A 15,334-nucleotide genomic window follows, 5' to 3' on the forward strand; every position below is an offset into this window, starting at 1 on the left:
CTTATCTCAAAACCTCATCCTTAATCTGAATACATAATACTTTTTACATTTTACTTAATACTTAAAAACATCTTACAATTCTAAAATCTCAATACTAATATCTAACACCTACTATATACATCTTACAATTCTAATAGAATCTAATAACCGTCTGTGTATTTCTATTATAAGAAACACATATTTTTAGAGAGAGTATTTTACTTGATTTGTAGAGGAATTAAACCAAGTGTAACGTATGAAGTCCAATGCTATTGTTATGGAAGAAACGACCAAAACAAAAAAGGCATGAACTCATCTTAAAGCTTTTGAGGTACTGGTATACCTTGCAACAATAAGAGAGCCCACGCCTAGGTCGTGAGCAAATTTACTTATTTTCTCGTTGCTACAAAAATTACCAGTTTTCAAAAGCGAGATTAAAGTACAATTACTTTATTTTTTAACTATCTGATAACAAATATAATAATATATTTTTAATTGCGCACTATCGACCGCAATATTTTTACATACTACTCTTATTATTGTTACAATGGATAACGTAAACAGACGTATATGTAAATACATATATTATAATTGGATAATAAATTCTGATTCACAAAGAAAGTTTGCTGATGAGCATAATATAGAAGAAAGTATTGTTAGAAAGATTAAAAAAGCATCTCAAGATAAAGATTATATTGAGTATAATATTCCTATCACTACACTTGAAAAAATATGTACATCTAGGGAAATCAAGTTATACGAGTTTTTCAAAATGGTTAATATATAATAAAGGCTCCAACTTGGAGCCTTTATTTATTTAACTTCTGCCAATTGTCTTGCAGTTTTTAATTTTATTTTAGTAGATAAAACTCTTTTTACATTCCATTATTAACGTATGAGAAATAATAATGCTATAAAGTAGGAGTAAATCTTACTATCTATTGAACAATAATTCAAATTATTTCACATTCCAAAAACACTTTACACAACAAGGTATACCTCTTATTTTGTCGTCTATATTTTATAATAACAAAATAGCCTATTTCTTCGGGGTTTGTTCGAGTGTCCTTCGACAATGGTTCGAGAAAAAGGTTGTTTTGTCGAACAACAGTCGAACAACGGTCGAAGGATTATCGAAGAAGATAGGTTAAAACACGGCTTTATTTAGATGTAATATTTTTACGTTAAATGATATAATTTGAGAGAATTTTGTAAAATAATAAAAGGCAAACAAACGTTTGACAATAAAATCGAAAGGAAAAGGTAAAAGCGGTGGAGCAAGAGTAATAACGCATCTTTTTATTGAAAACGAAACAGTTTATCTACTTTCTCTTTACGATAAAAGCGAGCAAAATTCTATCTCCGATAAAGAAATAAAAGATTTACTAAAACTGATAAAATAACAAAAGGCAAACAAACGTTTGCCTTTTTCTTTATTGTGTATTATTTTATTTAAAATAATACGATTGGAAGAGTATCTTATTCAAGTACTACAGCATTGACACCAATTTTATTAATTTCTTTAATAAAAAGATTACCTAATTCAATGTCATTAATTCTTATAATAACTTTTTTCCCATCTAATAGATTATCAACATTATTTTTTGATTCTTTTAAAGATAATTTTAATAAATCCATTTGCAATTTTGTTAAACATACTTTTTGGAATCCCTCATTCCAACTTTCTAATAATATTTCCATTAATTAACTGGTATTTTAATAGGTGAAGGTATTTGACCTTTATATTTACCTGTAGTTCTTTTACCTCCTTGTATAATAACTTCTTCTACTTTAAATTGTTTTCCTAAATCTTTTGCCATTTTCCATAAATTTTGACGACCAATTTGCCCTCCAGAAGAACCTTGAAGATGTAACTGATTTAAATGTAATTGATTTTCTTTTACAATGAAATTAGTAACTCCTTCTACTGTCTCATTTCCTATTTTAGCAGTAAAAATCATTACATCATCCTCTATTTGAGCAATTTTAACTAAATTTTTCGCAAAGACAGCTGATTTTAATAATGACCAACCTCCATTTAAAAGTTTAAAACTTCCAATCGCTAAACCTCTTAAAGCTATCGCAGGACCAATTACATCAGTTTCTATTAAATTTAAGGAAGAAGGCCCTTTAATTCCATATGTTCTTAAAGTTCTTTCATGAGCACTTTCGGTAACATCTTTAGAATCTACTAATTTTCCATTTTCAAAAAGATAATCTTTATCATCGCCACCTAAATTATTAACTTTTTTATAGCCTCCATTTCCATCTCTTTCATAACCATTATCATTCCCATCTTTTGAACCCCTTTCATGAGGAGGAATATACATTCCCATTTCATTATAACGGTTTCTACCCCATATATCTTGAGCCTCCATTCCGTCAGGATCAATCATATTGACAGGATTATTTAGAACATAATTGTAAGGAGTTGTATTAATGAATTTCTCCGCGAGCGGGTCAATGTTAAACCATCTACCAATTGCAGGGTCATAGTTTCGTGCACCGTAGTCGTACAGATTTAGGTTTAATTCATCCTGTAACTCTTTGCCGTTGTATTTGTATTTATAGTTAGTATTCGCAAGATTGGTATTGTTGTATCCACTATGTTTCAATCCAAAAGGATAATAGTTGTTCTCCTCCAATATTTTTAACGAGCCATTTGCTTCTTTTTGATAACTCAATCTTACACTCGCTTCACTCGGGTCATTTCATGAAAATCTTTATCAAAGCTTTTCACTCATGAATCAAAATGATCGGTGTAATTGTAAACATAATTAAATGTTATCCTTCTATACTACTATCACCTCTACAACAATCTGGCTCGTTCGCTAAAAATGTTTACAAAACATTTTTTAACACTCTACTCTCAAAGAACTTCTGCAAGTAAATTTAAGAAATTATATGTTAAAAATGTAGCAACTTTATAAAATAACAACACATCTTAAAAACTACACTTCTTTATGATATTTCTTGATTTGTTATCTTTTTATATAATATAAGTAGGACAGTTACTATTGTTCCAAATATTAAAAAAAACTTTAATCCAGTGTAATAATCCCTTGTCATTTCTTCTTGAGAAGAATTTTTTAAAATCACTCCTTTTAAAAAAGTCTCTTTTCGTCCTTCTTTATACCAATGATATGCTCCACCTAAAATTGAAATAAATGATCTAAACATAATTTTAATCTAAACTATAACGACCTCCTTCTATAAAGTCTTTTCTATATTTTTTAATAATTCACCTTGACTAATTTGAAAGAATTACATGCCAAGAAAAATAAAAAAGGAGCTAATTAATAGCTCCTCATTTATTTTGGAAAGTTTTTTTGCTAATTATTATTTAACAAATTAATATGCTTTTGCATATAAAACTCTGTATTTTGCAGGTTTTCCAGAGAAAACGTCGACACCTTCTGTAGGCGTTTCAAAAGCTTGAGGAATACAACGAATTGTTGCTTTCGTCGCATTTTTCACCGCTTCTTCTGTTTCTTCTGTTCCATCCCATAAAGCTGAAACAAAACCACCTTTATTTTCGATAATATCTTTGAACTCTTCAAAAGTTGTTGCTTCTGTTGTATGAGTATCTCTAAAATCTGACGCTTTTTGGAATAAATTAGTTTGAATATCTTCTAACAATTTTTCTACTTCAGTTGACACATTATCTAACGTAATAAATTGTTTTTCTAATGTATCACGACGAGCAACCTCAACATGACCTTTTTCCAAATCTTTTGGTCCAATTGCAATTCGTACAGGAACACCTTTCAATTCGTATTCAGCAAATTTCCAACCTGGTTTCGTTTTATCATCATCATCAAATTTGATAGAAATTCCTTTCGCTTTCAATTCTGATGAAAATTTATCCACCACTTGGCGAATTTCTTCTAATTGTTCTTCTGTTTTATAAATTGGTACAACTACAACCTGAATTGGTGCCAATTTTGGAGGTAAAACTAATCCTAAATCATCAGAATGCGTCATAATTAATGCCCCCATCAAACGAGTAGAAACTCCCCAAGAAGTTGCCCAAACATATTCTTGTTTTCCTTCTTTACTAGCGAATTTAACATCAAAAGCTTTTGCAAAGTTTTGCCCTAAAAAGTGAGAAGTTCCCGCTTGTAAAGCTTTTCCATCTTGCATCAACGCTTCAATTGTATAGGTATCATCTGCACCTGCAAAACGTTCAGAATCTGACTTTCTTCCTTTTACAACTGGAATTGCCATAAAATTCTCTACAACATCCGCATACACTTCTTGCATTTGTTGCGCTTCTGCAATTGCTTCATCTTTTGTTTCGTGTGCTGTGTGTCCTTCTTGCCATAAAAACTCGGCAGTTCTCAAAAACAAACGCGTACGCATTTCCCAACGTACAACATTTGCCCATTGATTAATCAAAATTGGTAAATCGCGGTACGACTGAATCCAACCTTTGTATGTACTCCAAATAATTGCTTCTGAAGTTGGACGAACAATTAATTCTTCTTCTAATTTTGCTTCTGGATCTACAATTAATTTTCCTTTATTATCAGGATCATTTTTCAATCGATAATGTGTTACAACTGCACATTCTTTTGCAAAACCTTCTGCGTTTTTTTCTTCAGCTTCGAATAAACTTTTAGGAACAAATAAGGGGAAATAAGCATTTTGATGACCTGTTTCTTTAAATCTTTTGTCTAATTCTGCTTGTAGTTTTTCCCAAATAGCATAGCCATATGGTTTGATCACCATACACCCTCTAACCTTGGAATTTTCAGCTAAATTTGCTTTTACAACAAGCTCATTGTACCACTTAGAATAATCCTCAGCACGAGTTGTTAATTTTGCCATAATCTTTTATATTTGTTGATAAGTTTCGTATCTTTACTTGGCATAAAAATTGCCTTTAAATTTATGCAAATTTAATTATTACAAACGATGTAAATTTATAATTATGAACAAAGTTTATAAAATTTCTAATAAAATTTCTGCAACTACATTAATTCTTGTGGCTGCATTAGGAATTTCATCTTGTTCGACTTATCAACCAAGTGGTTACGAAAGCGACGGAGTTTACTATAATCCGAAAACAGATAAAACCTATCAACAAGCTCAACCACAATATGGAAACGAGCAAGGAGAACAAGAAAATCAAGGGGAAATAAAAATTGGTAGTCCATACTTTGATGCAGAAGGAAATGGTGCTGAACAATTTTATTACCAAGATGATGTTGATAGTACAAATGATAATACTCAATCTAAATCAGCAACCAAAGTTAAAATTAACGGATATGGTTTAGGTGGTTACAATTATTTTGGAAACAACGATTACACACTTACTTATAACGGATCAAGTAATTATGACTGGGGACGTAATGATGGTGTAGAAATTAATATCTGGAACAACTATCCTTGGTACAATTACGGATGGGGAGGTTTCTACAATCCATATCGTTGGGGATATTACAATCCTTGGTATGGTGGATGGTACGGAAACGGATTTGGTATTTCATTCGGATGGGGATGGAACGATCCATGGTATAATGGATATTATGGTTGGGGTTGGAATAGACCTTACTATGGTGGATATTATGGAGGTTACTACGGTTGGAATAACGGTTGGGGTTACGGTTACGGATATCCAGGTTATTACGGATATGGATACAATCGTCCAAGAGGAATTTATTCTCAACCAGGTTACAGAAACGGTGGTCGTTTAAATAACACGATTAATTCTACTCGTCCTGTTGGAAGCTTAAATGGTAGAAACAACCAAATCTCTACAGGTTTAAGACCTACTCGTGATAATACAATTAATACTACAACACGTCCAACTCGCGAAGTTAGACCAGGTACAGACCAAAGTCAAATTAACGGAACTCGTCCTACAAGAGAGGTTAGACCTACTATTGATCAAGGACAAATGAATAATACACGTCCAACTCGTGAAGTAAGACCAAGTGTAGACCAAAGTCAAATTAACGGAACTCGTCCTACAAGAGAAGTAAGACCTACTGTTGATCAAGGGCAAATGAATAACACACGTCCAACTCGTGAAGTAAGACCAGCGCAAACACAACAGCCTACTTACAACACAAGACCGACTCGCGAAGCGCAACAATATCAACAACCAACAAGAAGCTATGACAGAACAAATAGCATGAACAATTCTCGTTCATCATATTCAACACCTTCTCCAAGTAGAGGTAGCAGTATGAGTAGCGGAAGCATGGGAGGTGGTTCTCGCGGAAGTAGCACAGGAGGCGGAGGTTCTCGTGGTGGAGGAAGAAGATAACTAGATTTAGATCATATATAAATGAAAAAAATATTATTAAGCCTTTGTACCTTAGCTGGTACATTGGCTTTTGCACAACAAAACAAAGGGTACGAAACTCAGTATTCTACAAATGCTATAAATTTATATTCGCAAGATATTAACAGCGGAAATGCTAAATATATTGGTGTTGGTGGGGCTGTTGGTGCATTAGGAAGTGACATTACTTCTGTCGAGCAAAATCCTGCTGGATTAGGAGTAGCAATTAACTCTGACGTACAAGTAACAGCTGGTGTTTCTACTTTTAGTAACAAAACTAATTTCGGAACAAATATCAAAGAATCTGAAAGTAATTTTGATTTCCAACAATTTGGAGGAACATTTGTTTTTGCAAATGAAGCTTCAAAATGGAATCGTTTCACAGTTGGTGTCGCTTATCTTAATCAGCGTTTAGACAATTATTCATCAATTGGAACAAATGAAGGAATTAAATTTGATAATCCAAATGGAACTTTCAATGGTTACATTAAAGATATAGATGGATACAAATCTAAATTCTCTGTTAATTTAGGAACTAGCTATGACGACAAAGTCTACTTAGGATTTGGATTAAACTTCCACGAAACTAACTATTCGGGATACGAACAATATGCAGAGCGTGATGATGACAATGGAAAAACTTATGTATACAATGCAGATGGAGCTCCATATAGTGAAATTGGGCAAGGATTTTCTTTCTCTTTAGGTGCTATTTACAAAGTGAATCACAATGTACGTTTAGGAGCGGCTTATCATTCTCCTGTTTGGTACAATGTTTCGGAAGATTATTATGCAGCAAACTTCATCAATAACGGAACTGCTGTAGATTCTTATTATATGTATTCTTCTGATTACGATATGACACGTGGTGGTCGCCTTGTAGGAAGTTTAGGTTTTGTTGTTGGTAAAAATTTATCACTTGGTGCTGATTATACGTACCACATGAACAATGATACAAAATTAAAACCATCACAATATTTTAATTCTTCTAATAATTTCATCAATGATTTTGTAAAAAATTCAAGTGAAGTTAGAGTTGGTGCAGAATACCGTGTAGATCGTTTCAAAGTAAGAGCGGGTTATAATTATGTAACTTCTCCTTACAAAGATTTTACAATGGATATTGCAAACGAAAACAATGTTGTAACAAATGCAGCTGTTTTATCGAAAGCATTTCAAGGAGATATTAATCGTGCAAGTTTTGGTTTAGGATATGATTTTGGTGGATTCTATATAGATGCGGCTTATCAATATCAAACTCAAAAATATCAACAATTGATTGGTGGAACAGATTATATTAATACTAATAATGAATTTGTTTCTTTACCTAACACTTATGCTCCAAAAGTTAAATTAAACAACAATTTATTCTTATTGACATTAGGTTGGCAATTCTAATAAAAAAAAATAGATATTAAAAAATCGGATGAAATTCATCCGATTTTTTTTGTAGTACTAAATATTAACGTAATATAGTTTTAAACAAAAAACTATTAGTTTATTCTTTTGATAGAAGACATTCCCGAAGTACTCACTTTAGTTTTCAAGCCATTTTCGTCTACATAACGAACAGAACTCGCTCCAGAACTATCAGCAGTCAAACTATTCACGGCCCAAACTGTTGTAGAACTTGCTCCTGAACAATCAACCACTACATTCGCAGCTTTCAATTCTTTTCCAACAAATGAAGAAGCTCCCGAAACCGAAATATTTAAATCCTGTACATTTCCAGAAATTTTCATACTTGATGCACCAGAATTATCAACCGAAATAGAGTTAGAAACAACGTCTAATTTCAAATTACTTGCTCCTGATAAATCAACCGCCATTTTTTCTACTTTTTGCGTTGGTAAAACCGTTACATTCGTTGCTCCAGAAAGATTAAATGAACGTAATTTTTGATGTGAGAATTTAATTTTAATAGAAGAATTTTTCAAATTTACTGTTCCATTAATTTTCATCACCAAAACACCATTCTTCACTTCAGTCGTGATTCTATTCATAATATTATCTGGTGCTTCAACAGAAATTTGACCATTATAATTACCATCCTCAACTGTAACACTTATTGCACTACTTACGTCAATCCCTTCAAAAGAAGCAACTTTACGCGTTTCCGTAACTGTATTACTACTCGCTTCTACTCGATCTAAATAATTAGAAGCTGGTGATTTAGAATTTAAATCGACCGAACAACTCGCAAATCCTAACGAACTGAATATTAAAATTGGAAGAAAAATGTATTTCATATAGATGTCTTTTATTATATAGACGCATTAACTTCTAAAAAGTTACAAAAAATATTCACTTTATTTATCATTCTAAATCAATCCGTCATAAATATTTAGTAATTTCGCTAACTATGAAAATCATCAGTTACAATGTAAATGGAATTCGCGCTGCGATGACGAAAGGTTTGGTTGAATGGTTAGAGGCTGCACAACCAGATGTTTTATGTATTCAAGAAACAAAAGCAATGCAAGAACAAGTGGACACAAAACCTTTTGAGGAATTGGGTTATCACATTTATTGGCATGCAGCAGAGAAAAAAGGATACAGCGGAGTGGCTATTTTCTCGAAAATAAAACCAAATCATGTACAAATAGGAACTGGAATAGATTATATTGACAGAGAAGGTCGCGTTTTGAGACTTGATTTTGACAATGTTTCGGTAATTAGTTTGTATTTGCCAAGTGGAACAAATATTGATCGATTAGACTTTAAATTACAATTTTGCGAAGATTTTAAAGATTATATCAAAGAACTTAAAATCTCTCATCCAAACATTGTAATTTGTGGCGATTATAACATTTGTCACGAAGCAATTGATATTCACGATCCTGTTCGTAATGCAAAAGTTTCTGGTTTTTTACCTGTCGAAAGAGAATGGATGACTGCTTTTCTTGATGAATGTAATATGATTGATTCTTTTCGTTATTTTGTAAAAGAACCTCATCATTATTCGTGGTGGTCTTACCGTGCAAATGCGCGCAATAATAACAAAGGTTGGAGAATCGATTACAATATGGTGAGTAATACATTAGAAAAAAATATGACACGTGCGACAATTTTACCAGATGCGAAGCACTCAGATCATTGTCCTGTTTTATTAGAATTAGACGTTTAAGATTATATAAATGAAAAAAATTGTACTTTGTTGTTTCGCTCTTTTTGCAATTGCAAGTTGCGTTCCTCAGAAACAACACCAAGAATTGGAAGCTAACTATTACAAAGCTTTAGACGATCAATCGAATACATCTAAAGAATTGACATTAGCGAATTTGAAAATAGAGAATCTTGAAAAAGATTTAGCAAAAACAAAAAGCGAATTATACATCAAAGATACAGCTTTGTCGAATGCGCAATCTATGATTAGAATGGCTCAAAAAGAGCATGATACTAATTTGCAAGAATTATATTCTGCTTTGAATAGTTCTGGAGAAAAATCGAAACTTTTCTACACTCAACTGAATGAAAAAGAAAAACAAGTTGCCGATTTGACTCAAAAAGTAAAAGATTTGGACGCTAAGATTGATCAAAAAGATACAGAAATCTTTAATCTAAAAAGACAAATCTTAACACAAGAGATTAATCAAAAGGTTTCGGAAGCAACAGCTACGCCTCCTAAAACAACAACTCCAGCAAAAACTGGAACAAAAAAATAAGCAATAAAAAGTCTTACACCAAAATGTAAGACTTTTTTTATTCTCCAAATCGAAGTAACTTTGCAACAACTAAAAAGTTTTAATGAAAGTTATTTGCGAAACAAAAAGTTTGGTCTTACGAGAGTTTTTTGAGATTGATGCATTCGAATTATTTCAATTAAATTCTGACAAAGAATTGATGAAAATCGTCAACGAAAAACCATATAAATCTGAAGACGAAGCGAAGTTTTTTATCGAAAATATGGAGAAACATTACCAAGAACATGGTTTTGGTCTTTGGGGTGTTCACGAGAAAAAAAGCGGACGATTTGTTGGTTGGGGAGGTTTGCGTCAAACGAAATATGGCGCAGTTATCAACATTCGTTTGAAACGTAAATTTCAAAACAAAGGATACGGAACAGAGGTTCTAAACGCCATTGTAGATTATGCAAAAAATGAATTGAAATTAGATAAAATAGCTGCTAAAGCAAATGCAAATCAACCTGAAACATTGAAACTTTTACAAAAATCTAAACTTCAACAATCAGAAGAAAACGAATTAATTTTCAAATTATAAAAAATAAAAAAAGCCTTGGTAAGTTATTTTATCAAGGCTTTTTTTAATGAAAAAATTCTCTTTCTGCAATCAATGTCTTTTTTCCATCAACTACTCTATACTTTTTTATCCATAGTTGTTTCTGATTATAAACATACTCAAACTCTTCAGTTCGATGTTTATTATAACCTCCAATCATAATTATTGGATACTCTTTTTCTGGAATACTTTTCCTTTCAAGTTTGACTACATTTTGAAATTTATCATACTGATATTGTTCAATATCAACTTGCAATTGATTTTGGGTATAATAATTTTTAACTGATTTTACATTTCCCAAATCATCATATAAAAATTCTTTTTTTAAATTAAAAGCAGAATCTTCAACTTCAGGATAAAGAGTTGTTATTTTTTCTGGTAATTTAGAAGCTCCTTTATAAATATAGTTTTTTTTATCTTTCTCTAAAATTCTACCTAAATCATCATACTTCAAGATATAATTTGTTTGATACAAAAGTTCATTATTAGCTATATTATAATTATTTACGCTTATTAAATTACCTATCGTATCATAAATAAAAGATTCTTTTCTAACTATATTATCTTTAGAAAAATAAAAGATTAAATCTGTCACTCTACTTTCCTTTAAATTATATTCAGTAGTTGACCCCATAAAACTTTTGAATACAACTTGACGATATGATGAATAATCTTCATGATTCGAAAGACCTTCAAAATCATTAATTTGTCCAAAACAAAACTGAAATATTAAACAAAGAAATACCGTATAACAAATTTTCATCAAACTATTGTTTTATTTCTTTTTAGGTGGAAATTTTTGCAACAATTTCGTTACACCTTTCTGAATATTCGCTGCACGAACTTCTGGAGAAGCTTTCAAGGGCATTTGAATTTTCAAGGTTCCTTCCCAAACTAATCTTCCCTCATCCTTCATCGAAATCGTATAATTTTGATTTAATTTTTGAGACATAATCGGAATTCCAACCGAAACTCCACCTCCAAAACCATAACCACCCGTTCCCATTCCAATTCCTACATTTGAATTTTGTTGTTTCGAAACAAACTCTTCAGGCTTCACGTCTAACGTTAAACTTCCTTCATTCGATTTCTGAAAACCTCTGTACAACATTCCTTTTTCGATCGACGAATATAATCTGGCAGAATCTAAATCATTCAAACCTAAATTTCCTGTTTGCGTAAAAGAATATGTTCTATTTGTTTCAAAATCAAAATCTCGGTCATAATCTACAGCTATATTTTGCGTGCTACATGAAACAATTGTTAAAAATAACGCACTTAGTAAAAGTATTTTTTTCATTATTTGTATTTTTAAAATACGTATCTAAAACAAGTCCTGTTGAACTCGTTTCAACATCGCATTAGTTATTCAAAGAATTAATATAAATTTCCACCACTTTTCTCAACGAATAAAAACCAATCTCGTCTAAATTAATTTCGTTAATAGAAACCCACTTTACTTCTGCAATTTCATCTTTTTCAAGCGTAATTTCTTCATCAGGAAAATCAGCAATAAATGCTAAATCACACGTTTTATATGGAACTTCTTTGTACTCGTATGTATTAGGTTGAGAAAGAAAATACTTAAAATTCTCTAACTGAATTTTAATTCCTAATTCTTCCTCAATCTCTCGTTGACACGTTCTTTCTGCCGATTCATTTGGGTCTGTAAAACCTCCAGCCAAATCTAACATTCCTTTCTTTGGTTCTCTATTTCGAACTGTAAAAAGGATTTTATCTTCTTTTTTTAGAATAACCGCCACAGCAGCTGCTACATTTTGATAATAAACCAAATCACAATTGTTGCACGACATTTTTCTAAAATCAAAATGATCGATAGAATGTCCACAATTTGGACAAAATTTAAACGATTTTATCATCTTTTTAGGTTAATGATTATTATTTATTTCTTGGATGAAATTTGATAATCGCATCTCGAATAAATTCTTGATCAACATGCGTATAAATTTCAGTCGTCGTAATACTTTCGTGTCCCAACATTAACTGAATTGCACGAAGATCTGCTCCATTTTTCAATAAATGAGTCGCAAAAGAATGGCGAAATGTATGCGGACTAATTGTTTTTTTAACTCCAGCAATTATCGATAATTCTTTCACGATTGTAAAAATCATCACACGTGTAAGGTTTTTACCTCGTCTATTTAAGAACAAAAAATCTTCGAAACCAGCTTGTATAGGAAGATGAATACGAATACTTTCTTTGTACAAGTTAATATATTTTATCGTATAATCGCTAATCGGAACCAGTCTTTGTTTGTTTCCTTTCCCAATGACACGAATAAAACCATCATCAAAAAAAAGATCAGAAATTTTGAGATTTATCAATTCCGAAACACGCAAACCGCATCCATAAAGCACTTCTATAATCGCACGATTGCGCTGTCCTTCTGGTTTTGATAAATCAATTACTTCAATCATTTTATCAATTTCTTTTTCAGAAAGTACATCAGGAAGTTTCATCCCAATTTTTGGAGTTTCGAGCAAAGAAGTCGGATTATCTTCTCTAAAATCTTCGAGTTGTAAGTAGCCAAAAAAGCTTTTCAAGCCAGAAATCACACGCGCTTGTGAACGCACGCTATATTCGCTCGATGCAAAATCGTGTACAAAATCCCTCAAATCATCTTGCGAATAATCTAAAGGTTGTTTATCAGAATAATTAATTAATTTTTGAATATCGCGTAGATAACCTTCAATTGTATTAGCAGAAACTCTTTTTTCTAATTTCAGATACATTTGATAGTCATACAAAGCATCTTTCCACAGCATTTACTTCGTTATTTTTTCAAGTTCAAAAATACGCTTTATCATTTCATCTTCGGGCATCCAAACTTGATAAAATGCACGCGAACCATATAAAGTTCCAGCAATTGTGGCTTTCATGTAGTTATCAACAGTTGTTGAAAAGACAGGGTTAAACTCATTTGAAGGAATTCCTAAAACACCTAAAAACTCATTTCTATACATTCCAGCACTGAAATATTTCAAATAAATTGCTTCGTTATGAAACATGAAAAAATCGTGAATTGAATAAATTTTCTTGAATAAAAAATCATTAAAATAATTTGTATCTTGATTATAATACAACCAATTCGAAACCGAATTTGTATCTAATGCAACAAACTCATCAGGAATAATTCCACCACCGCCGTAGACTTTTTTACCTGAAGGTGCTGTAAACTCTAAATCTTTATTGATTTTGATTGAATCTTTACTGTATAATTCACCCGACTTTAATCGTTTGTATAAATCGTCACTATATTTCGCTGTTTTTTTATCAAATGGTTTTTGAATAGATCGACCAGAAGGCGTGTAATAATTAGCAACAGTCAAACGAACTTTGGTATCATCGCCTAAATTAATCTCGCGTTGCACCAAACCTTTACCAAACGAACGACGACCAACGATAATTCCGCGTCCATAATCTTGTAACGCTCCCGCAACAATCTCACTCGAAGAAGCAGAATTTTCGTCCATTAAGACGTAAATTTTTCCTTGTTCGAAAAGACCTTTATTTGTAGCGTAAATATATTTTTTACGTTTTTGTTTGTCTTGTGTGTAAACAATCAATTCGTTTTTCGTTAAAAATTCATCGGCAATCTCTTCGGCAATATGCATGATTCCACCTGGATTTCCACGTAAATCAAACACCAAAGTTTTCATTCCTTGATCCAATAAATTTTGTAAACCTTCGTGAACTTCATTTGCAGAATTTTCGGAAAAACGAGTCAATTTAAGATAACCAATATCTTTCGTTAACATATGTTTTCCAGTAACCGTAGGAATTGGTACAATCGTACGATTTAGCGTAACAGAAATTGGTTTTTGATCGCGAATAACAGATAATTTAACTTCCGAACCCTTTTTTCCTTTCAATAAACCTTCAATCGTTTTATTATCTTTTGCAACCAAAGATTGATCATCTGCAGCAACTAATTGATCTCCAAATTCTAGTTTACCATAATTCTTAGTTCCTGGCAACGTACGTTCAACAACAATGGTGTCATTCATTGTACGAAATTGAATTCCAATTCCCACAAATTCACCTTTCAATTGTTCTTCTGCCTTTTGTACAGAAGCTTTGTCGATATATGTACTATGTGGATCTAGCTTGGCAACCATATAATGAATCGCATCATCAACCAAACTATCCGAATTAACATCGTTCACATATTCATTGTCAATCAAAGAAACTAATCGACGAATTTTTTGTTCGTTATCCGAATATTGCAAACCTACAATATCCTTGTTTTCATCGAACGCAAAGTCGTATTTTTTCCCAACCATAAAACCGATTAAGAAAATAATCATCACAACTAATACGATATTAATAACCTTGAAAAAACTTCTCATTGAAATGCTAAATGTATAATTCTTCTTCTGTAATTTGTCGAATTGTAATTCCTGATTTTTCTAAAAACTCTAACCCAGAAAGGTCTTTGTATTGTTGAATGTAAACGATGCGCTTTATACCTGCTTGCAAAATAAGTTTGCTACAATCTGTACAAGGCGAAAGTGTAATATACAATGTCGCTCCTTCTGCAGATTGTGTAGAGGTTGCACATTTTAGAATTGCATTTGCTTCAGCGTGCAAAACATGCCATTTTGTATTCCCATCTTCATCCTCGCATTTGTTCTCAAAACCACTTGGCGTACCATTGTAACCATCAGAAATAATCATTCGATTTTTAACAATAATTGCACCAACTTTTTTGCGTTCGCAATAGGATAGATTCGCCCATTCAAAAGCCATTTTAAGATAAGCTTTATCGTAACGTAATTGTTTTTCTAAGTTTGTTTCCATTT

17 protein-coding genes are annotated in these 15,334 nt (G+C 31.9%); 6 read left to right on the forward strand and 11 right to left on the reverse strand.

The annotated features are described in order from the left end of the window. The first annotated feature begins 1,217 nt into the window (after positions 1-1,217). Entirely contained in the window at positions 1,218-1,382 is a 165-nt protein-coding gene (locus N5D90_RS07600) for a type II toxin-antitoxin system RelE/ParE family toxin (RefSeq protein ID WP_180905166.1), read from the forward strand. Positions 1,383-1,458: 76 nt separating this feature from the next. Here N5D90_RS07600 and N5D90_RS07605 read toward each other — a convergent pair whose 3' ends face one another. The 4 genes from N5D90_RS07605 to proS all read right to left on the reverse strand — a co-directional run bounded on the left by N5D90_RS07605 (position 1,459) and on the right by proS (position 4,809). Next, on the reverse strand, positions 1,459-1,680 hold the full coding sequence (locus N5D90_RS07605) for a hypothetical protein (protein WP_180905167.1): 222 nt from the start codon (positions 1,678-1,680) through the stop codon (positions 1,459-1,461). Next, positions 1,680-2,663 carry an RHS repeat domain-containing protein gene (locus N5D90_RS17125; protein WP_407932354.1) on the reverse strand — a complete coding sequence of 328 codons (984 nt, stop codon included), beginning with the start codon at positions 2,661-2,663 and terminating at the stop codon, positions 1,680-1,682. Before N5D90_RS17125 ends, N5D90_RS07605 begins: the two co-directional genes overlap by 1 nt. A 277-nt stretch (positions 2,664-2,940) precedes the next feature. Further along, positions 2,941-3,159, reverse strand: coding sequence for a hypothetical protein (locus tag N5D90_RS07615; protein WP_038332733.1), 219 nt, complete (start codon positions 3,157-3,159; stop codon positions 2,941-2,943). A 171-nt stretch (positions 3,160-3,330) separates the two neighbouring features. Then, positions 3,331-4,809, reverse strand: coding sequence for a proline--tRNA ligase (gene proS, locus N5D90_RS07620; protein ID WP_280062070.1), 1,479 nt, complete (start codon positions 4,807-4,809; stop codon positions 3,331-3,333). A gap of 103 nt (positions 4,810-4,912) precedes the next feature. Here proS and N5D90_RS07625 point away from each other — a divergent pair, with 103 nt between their 5' ends. Both N5D90_RS07625 and N5D90_RS07630 read left to right on the forward strand, forming a co-directional pair. After that, positions 4,913-6,253, forward strand: a complete 1,341-nt coding sequence (locus N5D90_RS07625; RefSeq protein WP_280062071.1) for a hypothetical protein — start codon at positions 4,913-4,915, stop codon at positions 6,251-6,253. 21 nt (positions 6,254-6,274) lie between these two features. Next, positions 6,275-7,669 carry an OmpP1/FadL family transporter gene (locus N5D90_RS07630; RefSeq protein ID WP_180905178.1) on the forward strand — a complete coding sequence of 465 codons (1,395 nt, stop codon included), beginning with the start codon at positions 6,275-6,277 and terminating at the stop codon, positions 7,667-7,669. Positions 7,670-7,764: 95 nt separating this feature from the next. Here the strand turns inward: N5D90_RS07630 and N5D90_RS07635 are convergent, their stop codons facing one another. Then, on the reverse strand, positions 7,765-8,520 hold the full coding sequence (locus N5D90_RS07635; protein WP_280062072.1) for a head GIN domain-containing protein: 756 nt from the start codon (positions 8,518-8,520) through the stop codon (positions 7,765-7,767). A gap of 113 nt (positions 8,521-8,633) precedes the next feature. On the opposite strand from N5D90_RS07635, the gene N5D90_RS07640 reads away from it, so the two are divergent. From N5D90_RS07640 to N5D90_RS07650, 3 genes are all read left to right on the forward strand, one after another. Next, positions 8,634-9,398, forward strand: coding sequence for an exodeoxyribonuclease III (locus N5D90_RS07640; RefSeq protein WP_115001807.1), 765 nt, complete (start codon positions 8,634-8,636; stop codon positions 9,396-9,398). Positions 9,399-9,408: 10 nt separating this feature from the next. Continuing rightward, positions 9,409-9,936, forward strand: a complete 528-nt coding sequence (locus tag N5D90_RS07645) for a hypothetical protein (RefSeq protein WP_180905180.1) — start codon at positions 9,409-9,411, stop codon at positions 9,934-9,936. An 82-nt stretch (positions 9,937-10,018) separates the two neighbouring features. Then, on the forward strand, positions 10,019-10,492 hold the full coding sequence (locus N5D90_RS07650; protein WP_280062073.1) for a GNAT family N-acetyltransferase: 474 nt from the start codon (positions 10,019-10,021) through the stop codon (positions 10,490-10,492). 43 nt (positions 10,493-10,535) lie between these two features. On the opposite strand, the gene N5D90_RS07655 is transcribed toward N5D90_RS07650, so the two are convergent. The 6 genes from N5D90_RS07655 to N5D90_RS07680 all read right to left on the reverse strand — a co-directional run bounded on the left by N5D90_RS07655 (position 10,536) and on the right by N5D90_RS07680 (position 15,332). Then, positions 10,536-11,273: a hypothetical protein gene (locus N5D90_RS07655; protein ID WP_280062074.1), complete on the reverse strand. Its 738-nt coding sequence runs from the start codon at positions 11,271-11,273 to the stop codon at positions 10,536-10,538. 12 nt (positions 11,274-11,285) lie between these two features. Beyond that, positions 11,286-11,810: a DUF4136 domain-containing protein gene (locus N5D90_RS07660; RefSeq protein ID WP_280062075.1), complete on the reverse strand. Its 525-nt coding sequence runs from the start codon at positions 11,808-11,810 to the stop codon at positions 11,286-11,288. A gap of 61 nt (positions 11,811-11,871) precedes the next feature. Continuing rightward, positions 11,872-12,390: an NUDIX domain-containing protein gene (locus tag N5D90_RS07665; RefSeq protein ID WP_280062076.1), complete on the reverse strand. Its 519-nt coding sequence runs from the start codon at positions 12,388-12,390 to the stop codon at positions 11,872-11,874. A gap of 19 nt (positions 12,391-12,409) precedes the next feature. Continuing rightward, the gene (gene xerD / locus N5D90_RS07670; RefSeq protein ID WP_180905186.1) at positions 12,410-13,297 is read right to left on the reverse strand and encodes a site-specific tyrosine recombinase XerD; all 888 of its coding nucleotides are present in this window, start codon (positions 13,295-13,297) and stop codon (positions 12,410-12,412) included. After that, positions 13,298-14,881, reverse strand: coding sequence for a S41 family peptidase (locus N5D90_RS07675; RefSeq protein ID WP_115001817.1), 1,584 nt, complete (start codon positions 14,879-14,881; stop codon positions 13,298-13,300). Positions 14,882-14,888: 7 nt separating this feature from the next. After that, entirely contained in the window at positions 14,889-15,332 is a 444-nt protein-coding gene (locus tag N5D90_RS07680; protein WP_115001819.1) for a dCMP deaminase family protein, read from the reverse strand. Positions 15,333-15,334: the final 2 nt, after the last annotated feature.

The organism is Empedobacter sp. GD03797 (assembly GCF_029842105.1).
GTDB classification, from domain to species: domain Bacteria; phylum Bacteroidota; class Bacteroidia; order Flavobacteriales; family Weeksellaceae; genus Empedobacter; species Empedobacter falsenii_C.